21 protein-coding genes and 1 riboswitch are annotated in these 19,122 nt (G+C 67.7%); of the genes, 10 read left to right on the top strand and 11 right to left on the bottom strand.

All coding sequences use genetic code 11. From position 1 onward, the window contains the following. The first annotated feature begins 28 nt into the window (after positions 1-28). Together ACMGEZ_RS00510 and ybeY are read left to right on the top strand one after the other, a co-directional pair. Positions 29-976: a PhoH family protein gene (locus ACMGEZ_RS00510; protein ID WP_436820291.1), complete on the top strand. Its 948-nt coding sequence runs from the start codon at positions 29-31 to the stop codon at positions 974-976. Continuing rightward, positions 976-1,428 (top strand): rRNA maturation RNase YbeY, encoded by a 453-nt coding sequence (gene ybeY, locus ACMGEZ_RS00505; RefSeq protein WP_436820290.1) that lies wholly within the window; start codon positions 976-978, stop codon positions 1,426-1,428. The genes ACMGEZ_RS00510 and ybeY overlap by 1 nt, the downstream gene beginning before the upstream one ends. Here ybeY and dtd read toward each other — a convergent pair whose 3' ends face one another. Both dtd and ACMGEZ_RS00495 read right to left on the bottom strand, forming a co-directional pair. Next, on the bottom strand, positions 1,429-1,869 hold the full coding sequence (gene dtd / locus ACMGEZ_RS00500) for a D-aminoacyl-tRNA deacylase (protein WP_436820289.1): 441 nt from the start codon (positions 1,867-1,869) through the stop codon (positions 1,429-1,431). It lies immediately after the preceding gene. Next, positions 1,866-2,801: a cation diffusion facilitator family transporter gene (locus ACMGEZ_RS00495; RefSeq protein ID WP_436820795.1), complete on the bottom strand. Its 936-nt coding sequence runs from the start codon at positions 2,799-2,801 to the stop codon at positions 1,866-1,868. Before ACMGEZ_RS00495 ends, dtd begins: the two co-directional genes overlap by 4 nt. A gap of 118 nt (positions 2,802-2,919) precedes the next feature. On the opposite strand from ACMGEZ_RS00495, the gene ACMGEZ_RS00490 reads away from it, so the two are divergent. Both ACMGEZ_RS00490 and ACMGEZ_RS00485 read left to right on the top strand, forming a co-directional pair. Next, complete coding sequence (locus ACMGEZ_RS00490) at positions 2,920-3,411, top strand: FecR family protein (protein WP_436820288.1); 492 nt, start codon at positions 2,920-2,922, stop codon at positions 3,409-3,411. A gap of 47 nt (positions 3,412-3,458) precedes the next feature. After that, positions 3,459-4,019, top strand: coding sequence for an OmpA family protein (locus tag ACMGEZ_RS00485; RefSeq protein WP_436820794.1), 561 nt, complete (start codon positions 3,459-3,461; stop codon positions 4,017-4,019). A gap of 12 nt (positions 4,020-4,031) precedes the next feature. Here ACMGEZ_RS00485 and tyrS read toward each other — a convergent pair whose 3' ends face one another. Continuing rightward, on the bottom strand, positions 4,032-5,264 hold the full coding sequence (gene tyrS / locus ACMGEZ_RS00480) for a tyrosine--tRNA ligase (protein ID WP_436820287.1): 1,233 nt from the start codon (positions 5,262-5,264) through the stop codon (positions 4,032-4,034). A 160-nt stretch (positions 5,265-5,424) separates the two neighbouring features. Between tyrS and ACMGEZ_RS00475 the strand changes: the two genes are divergently transcribed. Together ACMGEZ_RS00475 and ACMGEZ_RS00470 are read left to right on the top strand one after the other, a co-directional pair. Next, positions 5,425-6,774 (top strand): peptidoglycan DD-metalloendopeptidase family protein, encoded by a 1,350-nt coding sequence (locus ACMGEZ_RS00475; protein WP_436820286.1) that lies wholly within the window; start codon positions 5,425-5,427, stop codon positions 6,772-6,774. Positions 6,775-6,791: 17 nt separating this feature from the next. Beyond that, positions 6,792-7,907, top strand: coding sequence for an anhydro-N-acetylmuramic acid kinase (locus ACMGEZ_RS00470; protein ID WP_436820285.1), 1,116 nt, complete (start codon positions 6,792-6,794; stop codon positions 7,905-7,907). A 10-nt stretch (positions 7,908-7,917) separates the two neighbouring features. On the opposite strand, the gene mdtD is transcribed toward ACMGEZ_RS00470, so the two are convergent. The 4 genes from mdtD to rplM form a co-directional block, all read right to left on the bottom strand. Continuing rightward, a complete protein-coding gene (mdtD, locus tag ACMGEZ_RS00465) occupies positions 7,918-9,336 on the bottom strand; it encodes a multidrug transporter subunit MdtD (RefSeq protein ID WP_436820284.1) in 1,419 nt (472 codons plus the stop codon). 64 nt (positions 9,337-9,400) lie between these two features. Further along, complete coding sequence (gene erpA, locus ACMGEZ_RS00460) at positions 9,401-9,766, bottom strand: iron-sulfur cluster insertion protein ErpA (RefSeq protein WP_068683558.1); 366 nt, start codon at positions 9,764-9,766, stop codon at positions 9,401-9,403. 131 nt (positions 9,767-9,897) lie between these two features. Beyond that, positions 9,898-10,290: a 30S ribosomal protein S9 gene (gene rpsI, locus ACMGEZ_RS00455; RefSeq protein ID WP_436820283.1), complete on the bottom strand. Its 393-nt coding sequence runs from the start codon at positions 10,288-10,290 to the stop codon at positions 9,898-9,900. Between the two features lie 12 nt (positions 10,291-10,302). Next, the gene (gene rplM, locus ACMGEZ_RS00450) at positions 10,303-10,734 is read right to left on the bottom strand and encodes a 50S ribosomal protein L13 (protein ID WP_436820282.1); all 432 of its coding nucleotides are present in this window, start codon (positions 10,732-10,734) and stop codon (positions 10,303-10,305) included. 186 nt (positions 10,735-10,920) lie between these two features. Here rplM and ACMGEZ_RS00445 point away from each other — a divergent pair, with 186 nt between their 5' ends. Then, positions 10,921-11,823, top strand: a complete 903-nt coding sequence (locus ACMGEZ_RS00445; protein ID WP_436820281.1) for a 23S rRNA (adenine(2030)-N(6))-methyltransferase RlmJ — start codon at positions 10,921-10,923, stop codon at positions 11,821-11,823. A gap of 10 nt (positions 11,824-11,833) precedes the next feature. Here ACMGEZ_RS00445 and ACMGEZ_RS00440 read toward each other — a convergent pair whose 3' ends face one another. The 4 genes from ACMGEZ_RS00440 to ahcY are packed head-to-tail and all read right to left on the bottom strand — an operon-like array spanning position 11,834 to position 15,593. Next, positions 11,834-12,529: a septal ring lytic transglycosylase RlpA family protein gene (locus tag ACMGEZ_RS00440; protein ID WP_436820280.1), complete on the bottom strand. Its 696-nt coding sequence runs from the start codon at positions 12,527-12,529 to the stop codon at positions 11,834-11,836. Continuing rightward, positions 12,526-13,359, bottom strand: a complete 834-nt coding sequence (metF, locus tag ACMGEZ_RS00435) for a methylenetetrahydrofolate reductase [NAD(P)H] (protein ID WP_436820279.1) — start codon at positions 13,357-13,359, stop codon at positions 12,526-12,528. Before metF ends, ACMGEZ_RS00440 begins: the two co-directional genes overlap by 4 nt. Further along, on the bottom strand, positions 13,337-14,134 hold the full coding sequence (locus tag ACMGEZ_RS00430) for a TlyA family RNA methyltransferase (protein WP_436820278.1): 798 nt from the start codon (positions 14,132-14,134) through the stop codon (positions 13,337-13,339). The genes metF and ACMGEZ_RS00430 overlap by 23 nt, the downstream gene beginning before the upstream one ends. Positions 14,135-14,153: 19 nt before the next feature. Then, complete coding sequence (gene ahcY, locus ACMGEZ_RS00425; protein WP_436820277.1) at positions 14,154-15,593, bottom strand: adenosylhomocysteinase; 1,440 nt, start codon at positions 15,591-15,593, stop codon at positions 14,154-14,156. A 72-nt stretch (positions 15,594-15,665) separates the two neighbouring features. Then, positions 15,666-15,736, bottom strand: a riboswitch (S-adenosyl-L-homocysteine riboswitch). 99 nt (positions 15,737-15,835) lie between these two features. On the opposite strand from ahcY, the gene ACMGEZ_RS00420 reads away from it, so the two are divergent. The 3 genes from ACMGEZ_RS00420 to ACMGEZ_RS00410 all read left to right on the top strand — a co-directional run bounded on the left by ACMGEZ_RS00420 (position 15,836) and on the right by ACMGEZ_RS00410 (position 19,045). Further along, a complete protein-coding gene (locus ACMGEZ_RS00420) occupies positions 15,836-16,465 on the top strand; it encodes a hypothetical protein (RefSeq protein ID WP_436820276.1) in 630 nt (209 codons plus the stop codon). 73 nt (positions 16,466-16,538) lie between these two features. Further along, complete coding sequence (locus ACMGEZ_RS00415; RefSeq protein WP_436820275.1) at positions 16,539-18,167, top strand: peptide chain release factor 3; 1,629 nt, start codon at positions 16,539-16,541, stop codon at positions 18,165-18,167. An 86-nt stretch (positions 18,168-18,253) separates the two neighbouring features. Further along, the gene (locus ACMGEZ_RS00410) at positions 18,254-19,045 is read left to right on the top strand and encodes an HAD-IIB family hydrolase (RefSeq protein WP_436820793.1); all 792 of its coding nucleotides are present in this window, start codon (positions 18,254-18,256) and stop codon (positions 19,043-19,045) included. The last annotated feature ends 77 nt before the right edge of the window (positions 19,046-19,122 follow it).

Genomic DNA, 19,122 nt, shown 5'->3' with positions numbered 1-19,122 from the left:
CCTTCTCGCTTTTGAAAATGAAACTCGCGTGATTCTGCGACACACCTTCGCTCCGCCCAACAACACTCGCCTGAGCCATCTCTGCGGGCCGCTGGACGGGCACCTGCGGCGCATCGAGGAGGCGCTGGACGTCAAGATCGCGCACCGGCACGAGCAGTTCAAGGTCGAAGGCCACAAGGAAAACGCGCAGCGTGCAATGGACGTGCTGCAGGCGCTCTACGAGATCGCCCAGCGCCCCATCGACGCAGCCGTGGTGCAGCTCACGCTGGCTGGCGACAGCACGCTGGGCGAGGCCGAGGATGGCGCCGCCAAACTCGCCACGCGGCGTACCGACCTGCGTGCGCGCACGCCCAACCAGAGCGTCTACCTGCACAACATCGCCGAGCACGACATCACGCTGGGCATCGGCCCGGCCGGCACCGGCAAGACCTACCTGGCAGTGGCCAGCGCGGTCGATGCGCTGGAACGCAGCGCGGTGCAGCGCATCGTGCTCACGCGCCCGGCGGTCGAGGCCGGCGAGCGGCTCGGCTTCCTGCCGGGCGACCTGACGCAGAAGGTCGATCCCTACCTGCGTCCGCTGTACGACGCGCTCTACGACCTGATGGGCTTCGACCGCGTGCAGAAGGCCTTCGAGCGCAACGCGCTGGAGATCGCGCCGCTGGCCTTCATGCGCGGGCGCACGCTCAACAATGCCTTCGTGATCCTGGACGAGGCACAGAACACCACGCCCGAGCAGATGAAGATGTTCCTCACGCGCATCGGCTTCGGCGCCAAGGCGGTGGTCACCGGCGACGTGAGCCAGATCGACCTGCCCAAGGAACAGCTGAGCGGGCTGATCGATGCAGAGCGGGTGCTCAGGCGGGTCAACGGCATCGCCATCACGCATTTCACCAGTGCCGACGTGGTGCGGCATCCGCTCGTGGCCCGCATCATCGATGCCTACGACGGCGCGCGCAAACGCGCGACTCCGCGCTGATGGCGCTGGCCAGCTTGTCGCTGTCGCTCCAGTTCGGGCGCTTTCGCGAGGTGGCGCGCCACCGCGCCGCGCTGCCGCGGCATCGGGTCGCGCGCTGGATCCGCCATGCGCTCGAGACCGATGGCGAGATCACGGTGCGCATCGTCGATGCTGCGGAAGGCCAGCAGCTCAACCGCGAGTTCCGCGGCAAGGACTATGCGACCAACGTGCTGACCTTCGACTATGCGCAGCGACCGGTCGTGATGGCCGACCTGGTGCTGTGCGCGCCGGTGGTCGCGCGCGAGGCGAAGGAGCAGCGCAAGACCCTGGCCGCGCACTACGCTCACCTGCTGGTGCATGGCACGCTGCATGCCCAGGGCTGGGACCATGAGACGGGCGAAGCCGACGCCCATGCGATGGAGGCACGCGAGATCGAGATCCTCGCGGGCTTGGGGATCAAGAACCCCTATTGACTATGAAATCTGCAGCGGGATAGTGACCGGCCCGTCGTTCACCAGGTGCACTTGCATGTCCGCGCCGAATTCGCCGGTGGCGACCGCCGGATGCGCCGCCCGCGCCTGCGCGACGAAGTACGCGTAGAGCCGCCGCCCTTCATCGGGCGGCGCAGCCTGGGTGAAGCTGGGCCTGTTGCCGCCGCTGGCATCCGCCGCCAGCGTGAACTGGCTCACCACCAGCAGGCCGCCGCCCGTGTCCTGCACGCTGCGGTTCATCTTGCCGGCGTCGTCCGAAAAGATGCGCAGCTTGAGGATCTTCGCCAGCATCCGGTCCGCCTGCGCCTCGCCGTCGCCGCGCTCGGCGCACAGCAGCACCAGCAGGCCCGGGCCGATGGCGCCGACGGTGTGGCCCGCGATGTCGACGCGTGCCTCGGCCACGCGCTGCAGCAGCGCCTTCACAAGGGCGGCTCCTCGATGCGCGTGGCGCGCGCCTCCATGCCCAGCGGAAGCAGCTGGATGGTCACGCGCAGCCCGGGCACGGCGTCCATCAGGGCCTGCTCGAGCGCGTCGCGCAGGTCTGCGGCGCGCTGCAGCGGCCACTCGCCGGGCACGTGCATGTGCAGGTCGGCGAAGCGGCGCTGGCCGGCGCGACGCGTGGCGATATCGTCGAAGCGCAGCTGCCGGCCCTCGGGCACGCTGGCAGCGAAATGCTCCAGGGCGGCATGCAGCAGCGCCTGCGACTCGGGGTCGAGCGCCTCGTCCATCAGGCCCTGCGAGGAGCGCCAGACCAGTCTCACGCCCTCGCGCGCGATGTTGAGCGCCACCCCGATCGCGAGCAGCGGGTCGAGCCACAGCCACCCCGTCAGTCCGACGGCGACGACGCCCACCAGCACCCCCGCCGAGGTCCATACATCGGCCATCAGGTGTTTCGCATCGGCCTCGAGCGCGATGGAACGATGGGTGCGCGCGGCGCGGAACAGCGCAAGGGCCAACGCCGCATTCAGAGCCGAGCTCAGCACCGAGAGCGCCAGGCCCCAGCCCAGTTGCTGCAGCGGCTCGGGCGAGAGCAGCCGCACGACTGCCGCCCACACGATGGCCGCGGCCGCGGCAATGATCAGGACGCCCTCGAAGCCGGAGGAGAAGTACTCGGCCTTGTGATGGCCGTAGGGATGGTCCGCATCGGCGGGCCGCGCCGCGATCGTGACCATTGCGAGCGCGAACATCGCACTGGCCAGGTTGACGAAGGACTCCAACGCGTCCGAGATCAGGCCCATGGAATTGGTCAGCCAGCCGGCCGCGCCCTTCAGCACGATGGTGGCCAGCGCGACCGCGATCGAGATGCGCAGCAGCAGCTTCGGGCTCAACGCCCCGGACGATGGAGAGGGAACCAGGAAGGACAAGAAGCAATCAGACAGGCGCCGCGGCGGGTGGCCGATTATGCGGTTCAGCCCGCACGGCTCGCGCGGTCGCGTACCATCTTCCGGCCATCGGGAACTTTGTTGCATACATATGAATAAGCAATGCCTTGCCACGATGCTGTGTGGCCTTCTCCTGTCCGGCGCCGGTGCGCTCGCCCAGACCACTCCTGTTGCGTCGGGCATGCCGCCTGCCGGCGCCGAGCACGCAGGCATCCTCAAGTCCGTGCGCGGCAAGGTCCTGCTGCTGGGTGCCGACGGCAGCACACGGCCGGCGCAGGCCGGTGATCCCATCGCGCCCATCGATCGTCTTCAGACAGAGGCCGACTCGGCCGCCAGCCTGATGCTGCGCGACGGCACGACGATGGTGGTGGGGCCCTCGTCGCGGCTCGATTTCAAGCAGTTCCACTTCGATTCGACGACGCGCGATGGCGGTCTGCTGGTGTCGCTGCTGCGCGGCTCGTTGCGCATGATCACCGGCCTGATCGGCAAGACGCAACCCGATGCAGTGCGCGTGGAGACCCAGACCGCCACCATCGGCATCCGCGGCACCGACTTCATCGTGGAGGCGGACGCCGCGCAGTAATGGTGCAGCGCCGCCTCGCCCATTTCGCGACTGCCCTGTTGACCGCAGTGCTCGTGGGCTGCGCCGCGCCTTCCACCACGCGGGTGGTGCTGCTGCCGCAGGCGGACGGCACGCCTTCCGCGGTGGTCGTACGTGCCAACAACGACGACGAGCGGACGCTGTCCCAGCCCTATCAGCGCGCGACCGCCAAGGCCCGGGGCGCGCCGTTGATCGACAAGGCCGACCCCGTCGGGCTGGAAGCCGAGCACAAGGCGCTCTTCGAGATGCTCCCCGCGCCGGTGCAGAGCTATACGGTGTACTTCGACATCGGCGGCTCTGTCCTCACCGGCTCCTCGCAGCTCGCAATGAACGACGCGCTCAAGGATGCGCTGGCGCGCAGCGGGGGCGAGATCGTCCTGACGGGGCATACCGACACGATCGGTTCTTCGGCGCGCAACGACGAACTGTCGCGGCGCCGGGCCGAGCAGGTCAGGCAGCTGTTCCTTGCGCGGGGCTTCCCGGCGCAGCGAATCGAGGCGGTGGGCCGCGGCGAGCGCGACTTGACCATCCCCACTGCCGACGAAGTCGAAGAACCGCGCAACCGGCGCGTGGTCATCGAGGTCCGCTGAGAACCGGGACCGTCAGCTGAGCGTCACGCGCGCGAACTTGCGTTTGCCGACCTGCACGACATAGGTGCCAGCGCCCAGCTTGAGCCCCTTGTCGCCGACCACGCCGGAGTCCACGCGCACGCCGCCGCCGTCGATCAAGCGGTTGCCTTCCGAAGTCGACGGCGCCAGACCCGCCTGCTTGAGCAGCTGCGCGATGCCCAGCGGGGCGCCCGACAGCGAAACCTCCGGGATCTCGTCCGGCACTCCGCCTTTGCTGCGGTTGATGAAGTCCTGCTCCGCCGCCTCTGCCGCGGCTGCGCTGTGGAAGCGCGCGGTGATCTCCTTGGCGAGCGCGACCTTGGCGTCCTTCGGGTTGCGGCCTCCATCGACCTCGGCCTTCAGCGCCGCAATCTCGGCCAGCGAGCGGAAGGACAGCAGCGTGTACCAGCGCCACATGAGCTCGTCGGAGATCGACAGCACCTTGGCGAACATGGTGTTGGCGTCCTCGCTGATGCCGATGTAGTTGTTCTTGCTTTTCGACATCTTCTCGACGCCGTCCAGCCCCTCCAGCAGCGGCATGGTGAGGATGCACTGCGGCTCCTGACCGTATTCCTGCTGAAGATGGCGGCCGACCAGCAGGTTGAACTTCTGGTCCGTGCCGCCCAGTTCGAGGTCGGATCGGAGCGCAACCGAGTCGTAGCCCTGCATCAGCGGGTAGAGGAATTCGTGCACCGAGATCGACTGGCCGGCCTTGAAACGCTTGCTGAAGTCCTCGCGCTCCATCATCCGCGCCACGGTGTACTTCGCGGCCAGCTGGATCATGCCGCGCGCTCCCAGCGGGTCGCTCCACTCGGAGTTGTAGCGAATCTCGGTCTTCGATGGATCCAGCACCAGGCTGGCCTGGCGGTAGTAGGTCTGCGCGTTGGCCTCGATCTGCTCGCGCGAGAGCGGTGGTCGGGTGCTGTTGCGGCCTGAAGGGTCGCCGATGGTCGTGGTGAAGTCGCCGATCAGGAAGATCACCGTATGGCCCAGATCCTGCAGTTGCCGCATCTTGTTGAGCACCACCGTGTGGCCGATGTGGATGTCCGGGGCGGTCGGATCGAGGCCCAGCTTGATGCGCAACGGCTGGCCGGTGGCCTCCGAGCGCTCGAGCTTCTTCACCCACTCGTCCTGGGGCAACAGCTCGTCGGTGCCACGAAGTGAAATTTCGAGGGCTCGTCCTACACCTTCGGACAGACTTGTGGTTGTAACAAAACCCGGTTTCATGGCTAATTGCGGCAGTTTTCCGTATGTCCGAAGCTATACTTGCCCGGACTTTTTCAAGCGCCGGATTCTAAGCGGCGCTTTTTTCCGCACCGCCCTGCCGCCCGTCCGACACGGCTTCTTGCAGCGCGGATTTGCAGAACCTGAGCTGGAATTCGTAGTTTTGATCAACGGCATCTTGGCCGCCGAAGAAGCGCTTGCTTCCCGGCTGGCGCACACTTTCCGGACATACCCGCGGCAGATCACGGCGGCGATCGCTGCGCTGCTGCTGTCCGCCGGCGGCGGCGCCTTCGCCGTCGCCTCGCTCGGTCCCGACGCGTCCGAACTGCCCGTCCAGCAGGTGTTCGAGGCCGTCAAGCCGCTCGCCTTCGAAAGCCAGGTGGAAGCGCTCGACACCCACGGCTTCACTCTCTTCCGCACCGAAATCACCCGCTCGAGCGAGACCGCCGAGGCGCTGCTGCGGCGCCTGGGCATCGCCGACGATGCCGCGGCGGCCTTCGTGCGCGGCAATCCCGAGGCGCGCATGGCGCTGCTCGGCCGCGCAGGCCGGACCGTCACGGCCGAAGCCAGCCAGGACAACACCCTGCAGAAGCTCAGCGCCCGCTGGATCCCCGATGGCGACGGCGCCTTCAAGCGCCTGGTGGTCGAAAAGGTCGGCGACGGCTTCCGCGCCCGTACCGAGACCGACGCCCTGACTCCGGGCACCCGCCTGGCCAGCGGCATCGTCCGCAGTTCGCTCTTCGCCGCGACCGACGAGGCGCGCATTCCCGATTCCGTAGCCAGCCAGCTGGCCGACATCTTCTCCGGCGACGTCGACTTCCGCTCCCTGCGCAAGGGCGACCGTTTCGCCGTCGTTTACGAGACCTTCGACGCCGACGGCCAGACGCTGCGCAGCGGCCGCGTTCTGTCCGCGGAGTTCGAGAACAACGGCAAGCTCCACCAGGCGCTGTGGTTCCAGGAACCCGGCCAGAAGGGCGCCTACTATCGGCCCAATGGCGACAGTCTGCGCCGCGCCTACCTGAACTTCCCGGTCGAGTTCACGCGTGTATCGAGCGGCTTCGCGACGCGCCTGCACCCGATCCTCAACACCTGGCGCCAGCACAACGGGGTCGACTATGCGGCCCCGACCGGCACGGCGGTGCGCACGGTGGGCGACGGCACCGTGGAGTTCGCGGGTACGCAGAGCGGCTACGGCAACATCGTGATCGTGAACCATCGCAACAACCAGCAGACCGCCTATGCGCACCTCAGCCGCATCGACGTCAAGGCCGGCCAGACCGTGGCCCAGGGCCAGACGCTGGGCGCCGTCGGCTCGACCGGCTGGGCGACCGGACCGCACCTGCATTTCGAATTCCGCATCAACGGCGAGTACCACGATCCCACGACCATTGCCCAGCAGGAAGGCGGGGCACCGATCTCGGCGGCCGCGCGGCCTTCCTTCGACCGCTTGGCAGTGGCCACCCGTAACGAACTGGCTGCCGCCTTCTCCGTCGTCCAGGCCAGCGCCGACTAGGCCACTGCTCTTCCGGCATGGCTGAAGAGCTCTTCATCGGCCTGATGTCCGGCACTTCGCTCGACGGGGTCGACGGCGTTCTCGCCGACTTCTCCGGCGGGCACATCGCGGTGCGCGCCCACGCGACAGCGAGCTTCCCGGTTTCGCTGCGCGCCGAGCTGATGGCGCTCAACTCCCTTGGCGGCGACAACGAATTGCACCGCGCCGCCCTCGCCGGCAACGGACTCGCGCGGGTCTACGCCGGGGTGGTCCAGCAGCTGCTCACGAACACCGGCACCTCGCCCGCGGCAGTGACCGCCATCGGCGCGCATGGGCAGACGGTGCGGCACCGGCCCGGCGAGTTCGACGATGTCGGCTATACCCTGCAGATCAACAACCCCTCGCTGGTCGCGGAGCTCACCGGCATCTGCGTGGTCGCCGATTTCCGCAGCCGCGACCTCGCGGCCGGCGGGCAGGGCGCGCCGCTGGTGCCCGGCTTCCACCGGGCACTGTTCGCTCGCGACGAGCAGCCCATGGCGGTGCTCAACATCGGCGGCATCTCCAACTTGAGCCTGCTGCCGGCCGGCAGCGGCACGGTGCTGGGCTTCGACTGCGGCCCGGGCAACGCGCTGCTCGACCACTGGTGCCAGAGCCATATCGGCCAGCCCTTTGATGCGGGCGGCCGCTGGGCCGCCACCGGCCGCGTGCTGCCTGACCTGCTCTCGCGCTGTCTGGCCGACCCCTACTTCGCCAAGCCACCGCCCAAGAGCACCGGCCGCGACCTGTTCAATCCCACCTGGCTCGCCGCACGCTTGGCCGGCGCAGCCGCCCAGCCGGCCGATGTGCAAGCCACGCTGGCCGAGTTGACGGCCCAGGTCTGCGCCACCGAGGTGCAGCGCCATGGCGGAGATACCCGCTTGCTGATCGTCTGCGGCGGCGGTGCGCTCAACGAGCACCTGATGGGCCGGCTGCGGGCCCTGCTGCCCACGGTGCAGGTGCTCTCCTCGGCCGAGCGCGGCCTGCCGCCCCAGCAGGTGGAGGCGGCCGCCTTCGCATGGCTGGCGCGCCGGACGATGCGCCGGGAATCCGGCAACCTGGCGAGCGTGACGGGAGCACGCGGGGCCCGCGTGCTGGGCGCGATCTACCCGGCCTGAATCGCCGCGCCTAATGCTGGCCCGAGACTTCGGGCTGCTCGGGTTGCACGGCCCTCGCGTGCGGCGGCAGGTGCCAGAAGATCAGGGCAGAGGCCACCGTGATGAGCCCCATGCTCGCGAAGGTCGCCTGGAAAGCATGCAAGGTGGTCAACGCGTTGAGGCTGCCGAAGACCTCGGTGAAGCCCGCCAACACCGCGCCGGCACCCGCGACCCCCAGGCTCATCGCCAGCATCTGCACCATCGAAAGCAGGCTGTTGCCGCTGCTGGCCATCCCCTCGTCCAGGTCCCGCAAGGTCACGGTGTTCATCGCGGTGAACTGCAGGGAATTGACCGCGCCGAAAGCCAGCAGTTGCAGGACGTGCATTGCCACCGGCTGCGATGGCGCGGCCAGGCCGAAGCTGGCCATCGTGAGGCCGACCAACGCGGTATTGACCACCAGCACCCGGCGATAGCCGAAGCGGGTGATCAGCGGCGCGGCAGCCCGCTTCATCGCCATGCCGGCGAGCGCGATCGGCAGCATCATCAGCCCGGCCCTGAGCGGCGTGTAGCCCATCGAGACCTGCAGCAGCAGTGGAATCAGGAAGGGCATGCAGCTGCTGCCCAGGCGCGAGAACAGGTTGCCGAGCAGGCCGATGCTGAGCGTCGGGATCCCGAAAAGCGAAGGGTCGAAAAGCGGGTCCGGCCGACGAACCGCATGCAGCCAGTAGGCAGTAATGCTGGCGAAGCCGAACACCAGCAGCAGCAGCACGCCTGCCTGGCGCAAGCCCAGCCCCGAAACGCCATCGAGCGCCAGCGAGATCGCCACCATGCCGAAGGCCAGCATGGCGTAACCGAGGCCGTCGAAAGGCCGCTGCTGCACGGCCCGCAGGTCCGGCATCAGCCTGAGCGTGGCCAGGCAGCCCGCCAGCCCCACCGGCACGTTGATCAGAAAGATCCAGTGCCAGGAGGCGTACTGCACCAGCCAGCCGCCCAGCGTGGGCCCGAGCAGCGGACCGATCAGCCCCGGAATGGCCACGAAGCTCATGGCCGCCAGGAACTCCGCACGCGGCACCGTGCGCAGCAGCGCCAGCCGGCCTACCGGCAGCAGCAGTGCACCGCCCAGGCCCTGCAGCACCCGCGCGGCCACCAGAGGGCCGATGCTGCGGGATAGCGCGCAGGCCACCGAGCCGAGCACGAACAGCACGATGGCCGAGAAGAACACCCGCCGGGTCCCGAAGCGGTCGGCGATCCACCCGGAGGCCGGGATCAACATCGCCATCGTCAGCGAATAGGCCACCACGACCGACTGCATCCGCAGCGGGCTCTCCCCCAGGCCGGCGGCCATGGCCGGCAGGGCGGTGTTGATGATGGTGGCGTCCAGCGTCTGCATGAAAAAGCCGACGGCGACCAGCCACAGCAGGCTCTTGCGCGCGGAGAGGGAGGTGCTCATGAGACCCAAGCGACGGGCAGCAAAAAGCCGCCCGAAGGCGGCTCTTTGTGGCGGGGTTAAAGCATCAGGCCGAGAAGCTGGACCCGCAGCCGCAAGTGCTCGTGGCGTTGGGGTTCTTGATCACGAACTGGGCACCCTGCAGGTCTTCCTTGTAGTCGATCTCGGCGCCGACGAGGTATTGGTAGCTCATGGCATCGATCAGCAGGGAGACGCCGTTCTTGGTCATCGTCGTGTCGTCCTCGTTCACGATCTCGTCGAAGGTGAAGCCGTACTGGAAGCCCGAGCAGCCGCCGCCTTGGACGAAGACGCGAAGCTTGAGATCGGGATTGCCCTCTTCCGCGATCAGGTCGGCCACCTTGGCGGCCGCGCTGTCCGTGAAGACGATCGGTTCAGGCATCTGGGTTTGAATGTTTTCGGCAACGGCGCTCATGGATGGAGAACTCCTGTGGAGGGGCCGAACGGAGCGGCCAACTCAAGAATGCTACTGCAATAACCAAAAAACCGCCCGAAGGCGGCTTTTTGGCAGTACGAGCAATAAGCCCAAGGCAATCGGCAGACCGATCAGCGCTTCGAGAACTGCTTGCGGCGGCGTGCGGAGTGCAGGCCGACCTTCTTGCGCTCCACCTCGCGGGCGTCGCGAGTTACGAAGCCAGCTTGGCTCAACACCGGCTTGAGCGACGCGTCATAGTCGATCAGCGCACGGGTGATGCCGTGGCGAGTCGCACCAGCCTGGCCCGATTCGCCACCACCCGCCACATTGACCATGATGTCGAAGGTCTCGATGTTGCCGGTCAGGAAAAGCGGTTGCTTGGCGATCATGATCGAGGTTTCGCGGCCGAAGAACTCATTGATGTCCTTGCCGTTGACCGTGATCTTGCCGGAGCCTTTTTTCAGAAACACGCGGGCGACGCTCGATTTGCGACGGCCGGTGCCATTGTTCCATTCACCAATCATTCTCAAGGCTCCTTAGAGTTCCAGCACTTTGGGCTGTTGGGCGGTGTGCGGATGCTCTGCACCGCCGTACACCTTGAGTTTCTTGATCATGGCGTAGCCCAGCGGACCCTTGGGCAGCATGCCCTTGACGGCCTTTTCCAGGGCGCGAGCCGGATGCTTGGCTTGCATGTCGCGGAAGCTGGTGGCCGTGATTCCGCCCGGGTAACCCGAGTGGCGGTAGTACACCTTGTCAAGCGGCTTGGCGCCGGTGACGCGCAGCTGGGCTGCGTTGATGATGACGATGAAGTCACCGGTATCGACGTGAGGCGTGTAAATGGCCTTGTGTTTGCCGCGTAGACGGAGAGCAACTTCGCTGGCTACTCGTCCGAGGACCTTGTCGGTCGCGTCAATCACAAACCACTCGTGCGTCACGTCAGCGGGCTTGGCGCTGAACGTTTTGGTCATGAGTTTTCCTTGAAGGGAAAGTGGTTTGGCGGGCCCTTTTCCACGGTCGGCGTTCCTCTGACGGGAATCTCTTAGGTGGGGGTCGAGTGCTCCGCCGCGGGGCCACAAAACGCTGCGAAGCCTGCGATTATACAAAGAATGGCCCGCGCAACGCGGCGACGGCGCCATGGCAGTTACCATCCCCCCATGTTCAGCTACCGCCACGCCTTCCATGCCGGCAACCACGCCGATGTGCTCAAGCACACGGTGCTGATCGCCGCGCTCGAGCACCTGCTCGAGAAGGACACCGCGCTCACGGTGGTCGACACCCATGCCGGCGCCGGCCTGTACCGCCTCGACGGCGACTACGCCGGCACCAGCGGCGAAGCCGCCGAAGGCGTGCTGCGGCTGCTCTCCGAAGCCAAGTCAAAGGCCGACGAGGCGCCGCTCGCCGACGCCCTGGAACGCTACCTCGCAGTGGTGCGGGATTTCAATCCCAAGGGCGGTGCCCGCATCTATCCCGGCTCGCCCTTCATCGTCCATCACCTGCTGCGCGAGCATGACAAGCTCAAGCTCTTCGAGCTGCACCCCACCGACGCGCGCACCCTCAGCGCCAACATCGCCCAGCTCGAGGCCGGCCGCCAGATCGCGGTGCTGCGCGACGACGGCTTCGGCAGCGCCACCAAGTTCCTGCCACCACCTTCGCGCCGGGCGCTGGTGCTCTGCGACCCCAGCTACGAGATCAAGAGCGATTACGGGCGGGTGCTCGACTTCGTCGCCGAGGCGCTCAAGCGTTTCGCGACCGGCACCTACGCGGTCTGGTATCCGATCATTCCGCGGCCCGAGGCGCACGACCTGCCGCGCCGTCTCAAGACCCTGGCCACCAAGGCCGGCAAGCCTTGGCTGCACGCCACGTTGACCGTCAAGTCGAGCAAGATCCTGACCGACGCCTCCGGCGTCCAGCACCGGCCGGGGCTGCCCGCGAGCGGCATGTTCCTCGTCAATCCGCCCTTTACGCTGAAGGCCCGGCTCGAACCTGCAATGCCCCAGATGGCGCAGCGCCTCGCGCAGGACCGCCACGCCGCTTTCTCGCTCGACAGCGGCGGCTGAGCGGCGATCTTCAACGCCGCAGGCGCGGCGGCACCTCGCGAATGCGCCGGGGCGCCGGGTTCCTGGCAGGCTTCGCGGCCTTGGCTTCCGGCGCCGGCGCATCGATTGCGACGGGATCGATCTCCGTATCGCCGCAACGCGTGCTGTTCTCGCCCATGATCGACAGCGCCACCTGCTTGATCCCCAACCCCAGCATGCCCAGCGTGTCCGCCGCGGCCCGGCTGAGGTCGATGATGCGCCCCGCCGCATAGGGGCCGCGATCGTTGATGCGCACCAGCACCTCGCGGCCATTGACCAGGCTGCGCACACAGACGCGGGTGTTGAAGGGCAGCGTCCTGTGCGCGGCGGTCATGGCCGTCATGTCGAAGCGCTCGCCGTTGGCGGTCTTGCGCTGATGAAACTGGATGCCGTACCAGGATGCGCCGCCGCGCTCGAAGATCTCGCGTGGCCCTGTGTCCCCGGGCACGCCGTCGTCCTCGGCCGCGCCCGAAACCGCAAGGTCGTAGCGCACCGAAGGCACCTGCGATCGCGGCGGTGCGCCGGGCGGCAGCGCGGGCTGGCGGGCCAGCGGGCGCAGCCCCGTGCCACTTTCGCCGGTCGCTGGCGCCGGTGCCGCCGGCGGCGCGGGTTGCTGCGTGGTGCAGGCGGCCAGCGCAGCGGCCGACAGGACCAGCGCGAGACGCTTCGCGAGCCAGGGCCCCCTCATCCTTCCCAGCCCAGCCGCTCCAGCAACGCGAGCGTCGCCACCGACTGGTTCATCGTGTAGAAGTGCATGGCCGGCGCGCCGCCACTCGCCAGGCGCGCGCAGAGCTCGGTCACGACGTCGAGACCAAAAGCCTTGATCGAGGCGGTGTCGTCGCCGAAGCCCTGCAGGCGCAGCCGGATCCAGCGCGGGATCTCGGCGCCGCAGGCATCGGAGAAGCGCATCAGCTGGGTGGAGCTGGTGATCGGCATGATGCCCGGGACGATCGGGGTGTCGAGGCCGAGTTTGCGGGCCTCCTCGACGAACCGGAAATACGCCTCCGGACTGAAGAAGTACTGCGTGATGGCAGCGTCGGCCCCGGCGCGCACCTTGGCTGCGAAGGCCTGCAGGTCGGCCTCGGGCGAGCGCGCCTGCGGATGCACCTCGGGATAGCAGGCGACCTCGATGTGGAAATCGCGGCCGGTCTCCTCGCGGATGAAGCCGACCAGATCGCTCGCATAGTGGAACTCGCCGCCCATGCCGTACCCGCTGGGCAGGTCGCCGCGCAGCGCCACCAGGCGCTTGACGCCCATGGCCTTGAGCTCCTTCAGCTGCTCGCGCACCGTCGTGCGCGTGGCGCCGATGCATGAGAAATGGCAGGCGGCGTCGACGCCCTCGCCCAGGATCTCGCGCACCGTGCCGAAAGTGCCCTCGTGCGTGGAACCACCCGCGCCATAGGTCACCGAGCAGAACTCGGGCCGCCGCGCATAGAGCTGCTGGCGTACGGCGCGCAGCTTGACCACGCCTTCGGGCGTCTTGGGCGGAAAGAATTCAAAGCTCAATGGAAGGCGCACGGCCGACTCCTGGTGGGCCGCTCGCGAAAGCGGCATGGATGAAGAATTCGCGGTTGCCGTCGCCGCCCGCGATGGGACTGTCGAACCAGCCCCGTACCTGCAGGCCGAGGGCGTCGCAGGCCGCGCGCAGGCGCTGCTCGACCAACGGATAGAGCGAGTCATCGCGCACGATGCCGCCCTTGCCGATCTGGCCTGGCTGCAATTCGAATTGAGGCTTGACCAGCATCAGGAGTTCGCCTGTCGCAGCGAGCAGAGGAACAAGGGCAGGCAGCACGAGCGTGAGCGAAATGAAGGACAGGTCGCCGACGATCAGGTCGAACTGCGTCTGCGCCGGCGATGCGGCGCCCCAGGCCGAGGCGTCGAGCACGCGCGCATTGACCCCCTCGAGCGCAGTGACGCGCGAATCGCCGCGCAGCCGCGGATGCAGCTGGCCATGTCCGACATCGACACCCACCACGTGCACGGCCCCTTGCTGCAACAGGCAGTCGGTGAAGCCGCCGGTCGACTGGCCGACGTCGAGGCAACGCCTGCCGCGTACCTCGATGCCAGCCGCAGCCAGCGCGCCCTCGAGCTTGAGCCCGCCGCGCGAGACATAGCGCGCTTCGGCCGGGTCGAGCAGTTCGAGTTCGGCATCCTTCGGCAGGTCCTCGCCGTTCTTGGCCACCGTGCGCCAGAGCGCACCGTCGCGCCAGCGCAGGCCCCCTGCGATCAAACGCACGGCCTGCGAGCGCGAAGCGGCCAAGCCGCGTTCGACGAGCAACTGGTCGGCGCGCACGGCGTTGCGCGGCCCCCGCTCAATAGCGGTAGCTGTCCGGCTTGTAGGGGCCGTTCTTGTTGACGCCGATGTACGCGGCCTGCGCGTCCGTCAGCACCGTGAGCTCGGCCCTGAGCTTGGAAAGCTGCAGGCGCGCAACCTTCTCGTCCAGGTGCTTGGGCAGCACGTAGACCTTGCCGACCTGATAGGCGTCGGGCTTGGTGAAGAGCTCGATCTGCGCGATCGTCTGGTTGGCGAAGGAGGAGCTCATCACGTAGCTCGGATGGCCCGTGCCGCAGCCCAGGTTCACCAGTCGGCCCTTGGCCAGCAGGATGATGCGCTTGCCGTCCGGGAAGATCACGTGGTCGACCTGCGGCTTGATCTCTTCCCACTCGTACTTCTCGAGGGAGGCGACCTCGATCTCGTTGTCGAAGTGGCCGATGTTGCAGACGATCGCCTGGTCCTTCATTGCGAGCATGTGGGCGTGCGTGATGACGTCCTTGTTGCCGGTCGTGGTGACGAAGATGTCGGCCTTGTCGGCGGCATATTCCATGGTCACGACGCGATAACCTTCCATCGCGGCCTGCAGCGCGTTGATCGGGTCGATCTCGGTCACCCACACCTGCGCGCTGAGCGCGCGCAGCGCCTGGGCCGAGCCCTTGCCCACGTCGCCGTAGCCGGCCACCACCGCCACCTTGCCGGCGATCATCACGTCGGTGGCGCGCTTGATGCCGTCCACCAGCGACTCGCGGCAGCCGTAGAGATTGTCGAACTTGCTCTTGGTCACCGAGTCGTTCACGTTGATGGCGCGGAACAGCAGCGTGCCCTTGGCGGCCATTTCGTTGAGGCGGTGCACGCCCGTGGTGGTCTCCTCGGTCACGCCGATGATCTCGGCCGACTTGCGGGTGTACCAGGTGGGATCGACGGCCAGCTTGGCCTTGATAGCCGCGTAGAGGATGCGCTCCTCGTCGCTGGTCGGGTTGGCCAGCACGCCCTGGTCCTTCTCGGCCTTCTGGCCCAGGTGCATCAGCAGCGTGGCGTCGCCGCCGTCGTCCAGGATCATGTTCGGGCCTTCGCCGGCCGCGCCCTTGGGGCCGAAGTCGAAGATGCGGTGGGTGTAGTCCCAGTAGTCCTCGAGCGACTCGCCCTTGATGGCGAACACCGGCGTGCCGGCGGCGGCGATAGCTGCGGCCGCGTGGTCCTGGGTCGAGAAGATGTTGCACGAAGCCCAGCGCACCGTGGCGCCCAGGGCTTGCAGGGTCTCGATCAGCACCGCGGTCTGGATCGTCATGTGCAGCGAGCCGGTGATCCGGGCGCCCTTCAGCGGCTGGCTCTTGGCGAATTCTTCGCGGATGGCCATCAGGCCGGGCATTTCGGTTTCGGCTATCTTGATTTCCTTGCGGCCCCAGGCGGCAAGGGACAGGTCGGCGATCGCCTGGTCGGCAGTGGACACCGGGGAAGCTTTGAGTACGGCGCTCATGAGGACTCCAAACAAGTTTGAGTGAGGCCGCTGCTTTCGGGGTTCTGGCGGAACAGACTCACCCGCGAGAACAGCGGTTGAGCGTGGTTGCGATGTGTGGTCCGAGCCTCACGCCTGGCGGCGCTGCAACGCTCCTCGGAAGGCGGCATTTTAGCGTGTGCGGCACTTCGGCGGCCAGCAGCGATTTGCCGATCGTCCTAGACTGCTTCCGGTTCGTCCCGGACTGCCACCCCTCAACCCCCATGCCCATATTCAAAGCCCTTGCCACCTCGCTCGTGGTCGCCGCCTCGGCCGCAGTGTCCGTCACTGCCTTCGCGCAGGAGACCGTGCGCGTGCGTGGCGTCATCGAGCGTGTCGACGCCGCTTCGCTCACGGTCAAGGACCGCAGCGGGGAAACCGTGACGATGGTCCGTCCCGCCGACATGAACGTCTCCGAGGTCGTCCCGCTCACGCTGGCCGACATCAAGCCGGGCAGCTTCGTCGGTGCCGGCGCGATGCCGCAGCCGGACGGCACGCAGCGGGCCGTCGAAGTCCTTGTGTTCCCGGAGGCCGCACGCGGGACGGGCGAAGGCTTTCGCCCCTGGGACCTCATGCCCCAGAGCACGATGACCAACGCCACCGTGGCCCAGCTCGAAGCTGCCCCGTCCTCGGCGCCGGGCGGGCACAAGCTGCTGCTCAAGTACAAGGACGGCGAGCAGACCGTCATCGTGCCGCCCGGCACGCCGGTCGTGACCTTCAAGCCGGGCAACGCCGATCAGGCCGCCCTGGTGGTGCCGGGGGCCAAGGTGGTGATCACCGCGCAGGTGAAGGACGGCCGACCCACTGCCTTGCGCATGCTGGTCGGGCGCAACGGCTTCACGCCGCCGATGTGAGCCGCTCTCGCTAAAATCACGAGCTTTGCCTACCAGCCGCCCGCGCCCGTGAGCGTGCACCGCGTTCACTCCCATGTCCTTCGCCTCCGAAACCCGCCGCCGTCGCACCTTCGCGATCATTTCCCACCCCGACGCCGGCAAGACCACGCTGACCGAGAAGCTGCTGCTGTTCTCCGGCGCGATCCAGATCGCAGGCTCGGTGAAGGCGCGCAAGGCCTCGCGCCATGCCACCTCCGACTGGATGGAGATCGAGAAGCAGCGCGGCATCTCCGTGGCCAGCTCGGTGATGCAGATGGTCTACCGCGAGCACGTGATCAACCTGCTGGACACGCCGGGCCACAAGGACTTCTCCGAGGACACCTACCGCGTGCTGACCGCGGTCGACTCGGCCCTGATGGTGATCGACGCGGCCAACGGCGTCGAAGCGCAGACCCGGCGCCTGATCGAGGTCTGCCGCCAGCGCGACACGCCCATCATCACCTTCGTCAACAAGATGGACCGCGAGGTGCGCGAGCCGCTCGAGCTGCTCGACGAAATCGAGCGCGAGCTGGGCATGCCCTGCGTGCCCATGACCTGGCCGGTGGGCCAGGGCAAGAGCTTCGGCGGCATCGTGAATCTGCGCACGAAGGCGATGACGGTGTTCGAGTCGGGCAGCGAGCGCCTGCCGCAGGACTTCGAAACCGTCGCGCTGGCCGAGCCCGAAGCGCTGAAGAAGCGCTTCGGCCACGAGTTCGAAACCGCCATGGAGAGCATGGAGCTCGCCACCGGCGCCTCGCCGGCCTGGGACCGCGAGGCCTTCCTGTCGGGCAAGCAGACGCCGGTCTTCTTCGGTTCCGGCGTCAACAACTTCGGCGTGATGGAGGTGCTCGACGCGCTGGTCGAGCTTGCGCCGCCACCGCAGCCGCGTACCAGCACCACCCTGGTCAACCGCCAGCCGGTGGTGCGCGAGATCAAGCCTGATGACAAGGACTTCGCCGGTGTGGTGTTCAAGGTGCAGGCCAACATGGACGCCAACCACCGCGATCGCATCGCCTTCGTGCGCATGGCGTCGGGAAAGTACACGCCCGGCATGAAGCTCAAGGTGCAGCGCACCGGCAAGGAGCTGCGTCCGACCAGCGTGGTCACCTTCATGAGCCAGCGGCGCGAAGCGGTGGAGGAGGCCTACGCGGGCGACATCGTCGGCTTCACCACGCACGGCGGCGTGCAACTGGGCGACACCATCACCGACGGCGCCTCGCTGCAGTTCACCGGCCTGCCCTTCTTCGCGCCCGAGCTCTTCATGACCGTGATCCTCAGGAACCCGCTGCGCACCAAGCAGCTGCAGCAGGGCCTGGCCCAGTTGGGCGAGGAAGGCGCGATCCAGGTGTTCCGGCCCGAAGTGGGCGGCCCGATGCTTCTGGGCGCGGTAGGGCAGCTGCAGTTCGAGGTGGTGCAGCACCGCCTGAAGACCGAGTACGACGCCGACGTGCGGCTGGAAGGCTGCCAGTACACCGGTGCGCGCTGGATCACGGCCGACACGCCGGCCGAGCTGCGCGCCTTCACCGACGCCTACCCGGCGCGCATGGCGCGCGATGCGGCCGACACGCTGGCGTACCTGTGCACCTCACCCTACGACGTGCGGCTGGCGCAGGAGCGCTTTCCGAAGATCCATTTCCATCCGCTGCGCGAGCATGCGGGCCTGGCCCTGCAGAGCGCAGGCTGACAATGCCCCCCACGCTCGGCACTGACGTGTCCTCGCTGCCCCCCAAGGGGGCGCAGCCGCCCTTGGGGCGGCCCGGCGGCCGGCTGATGCTCCCGCTCGACGCCTGGCCGATCGAGGCGCGCGCGCAGCTCGTCGGCGTGTTCACCGACATCGACGACACGCTGACCACCGAGGGCGCCGTCACGCCGGATGCGCTCGACGCGATGAGCGCGTTGCAGGCCGCCGGGCTGAACCTCGTGGCCGTGACCGGCCGACCGGTAGGCTGGAGCGAGCCCTTCGCGAGCCTCTGGCCGGTCGATGCGATCGTGGCGGAGAACGGCGCCGTCGCACTGGTGCGCACCGCGGCAGACCGCATCGAGAAGCGCTACCAGCAGGATGCCGCGACCCGGGCGCGCAACTTCGAACGCATGCAGGCCGTGCTCGGCCGCATCGAGCGCGAGATCCCCGGCGCGCGCCGCGCCGCAGATTCCACCGGCCGGGAATGCGACATCGCCATCGACCACAGCGAATTCACCCGGCTCGACGACGCCACCATCGCGCAGGTGGCCGACCTGATGCGCAGCGAAGGCATGCACGCCACTGTGAGCAGCATCCACATCAACGGCTGGTACGGCGAGCACAACAAGCTGGAAGGCGCGCGCTGGATCGTGCGCGAGCTCTGGGCCCGGCCGCTCGATGACGAGATGCAACGCTGGGCCTACGTGGGCGACTCGACCAACGACGCGCTGATGTTCGAGCATTTCGCCCACAGCGTGGGCGTCGCCAATGTGCGGCGCTTCGAGACGGCGCTGGCGCACTTGCCGCGCTACGTGGCGCCCAGCGAGCGAGGCGCGGGCTTTGCCGAGGTCGCGGCCGCCATTCTCCAGGCACGCGGCTGAAGCCGCCCTGCCGCTTCTTCAGGGCGCGACCGTGAAGCCGACCGCTCGCGCAAATGCGCGGGCGACGGCCCACGAGG

This window comes from Variovorax stachyos, from assembly GCF_051400855.1.
Classification (GTDB): Bacteria; Pseudomonadota; Gammaproteobacteria; order Burkholderiales; family Burkholderiaceae_C; genus Variovorax.
This window is presented reverse-complemented; position numbering and strand designations above follow the sequence as displayed.

Bases quoted from the DNA above. Each gene is read 5' to 3' on its own strand.
- ACMGEZ_RS00445 (WP_436820281.1), top strand. From the start codon at position 10,921: ATGTTCAGCTACCGCCACGCCTTCCATGCCGGCAACCACGCCGATGTG.
- ACMGEZ_RS00420 (WP_436820276.1), top strand. From the start codon at position 15,836: ATGCCCATATTCAAAGCCCTTGCCACCTCGCTCGTGGTCGCCGCCTCG.
- rpsI (WP_436820283.1), bottom strand. From the start codon at position 10,290: ATGATTGGTGAATGGAACAATGGCACCGGCCGTCGCAAATCGAGCGTC.
- rplM (WP_436820282.1), bottom strand. From the start codon at position 10,734: ATGACCAAAACGTTCAGCGCCAAGCCCGCTGACGTGACGCACGAGTGG.
- ACMGEZ_RS00490 (WP_436820288.1), top strand. From the start codon at position 2,920: ATGAATAAGCAATGCCTTGCCACGATGCTGTGTGGCCTTCTCCTGTCC.
- ACMGEZ_RS00410 (WP_436820793.1), top strand. From the start codon at position 18,254: ATGCTCCCGCTCGACGCCTGGCCGATCGAGGCGCGCGCGCAGCTCGTC.
- erpA (WP_068683558.1), bottom strand. From the start codon at position 9,766: ATGAGCGCCGTTGCCGAAAACATTCAAACCCAGATGCCTGAACCGATC.
- ACMGEZ_RS00440 (WP_436820280.1), bottom strand. From the start codon at position 12,529: ATGAGGGGGCCCTGGCTCGCGAAGCGTCTCGCGCTGGTCCTGTCGGCC.
- ahcY (WP_436820277.1), bottom strand. From the start codon at position 15,593: ATGAGCGCCGTACTCAAAGCTTCCCCGGTGTCCACTGCCGACCAGGCG.
- mdtD (WP_436820284.1), bottom strand. From the start codon at position 9,336: ATGAGCACCTCCCTCTCCGCGCGCAAGAGCCTGCTGTGGCTGGTCGCC.
- ACMGEZ_RS00470 (WP_436820285.1), top strand. From the start codon at position 6,792: ATGGCTGAAGAGCTCTTCATCGGCCTGATGTCCGGCACTTCGCTCGAC.
- tyrS (WP_436820287.1), bottom strand. From the start codon at position 5,264: ATGAAACCGGGTTTTGTTACAACCACAAGTCTGTCCGAAGGTGTAGGA.
- ACMGEZ_RS00415 (WP_436820275.1), top strand. From the start codon at position 16,539: ATGTCCTTCGCCTCCGAAACCCGCCGCCGTCGCACCTTCGCGATCATT.
- ybeY (WP_436820290.1), top strand. From the start codon at position 976: ATGGCGCTGGCCAGCTTGTCGCTGTCGCTCCAGTTCGGGCGCTTTCGC.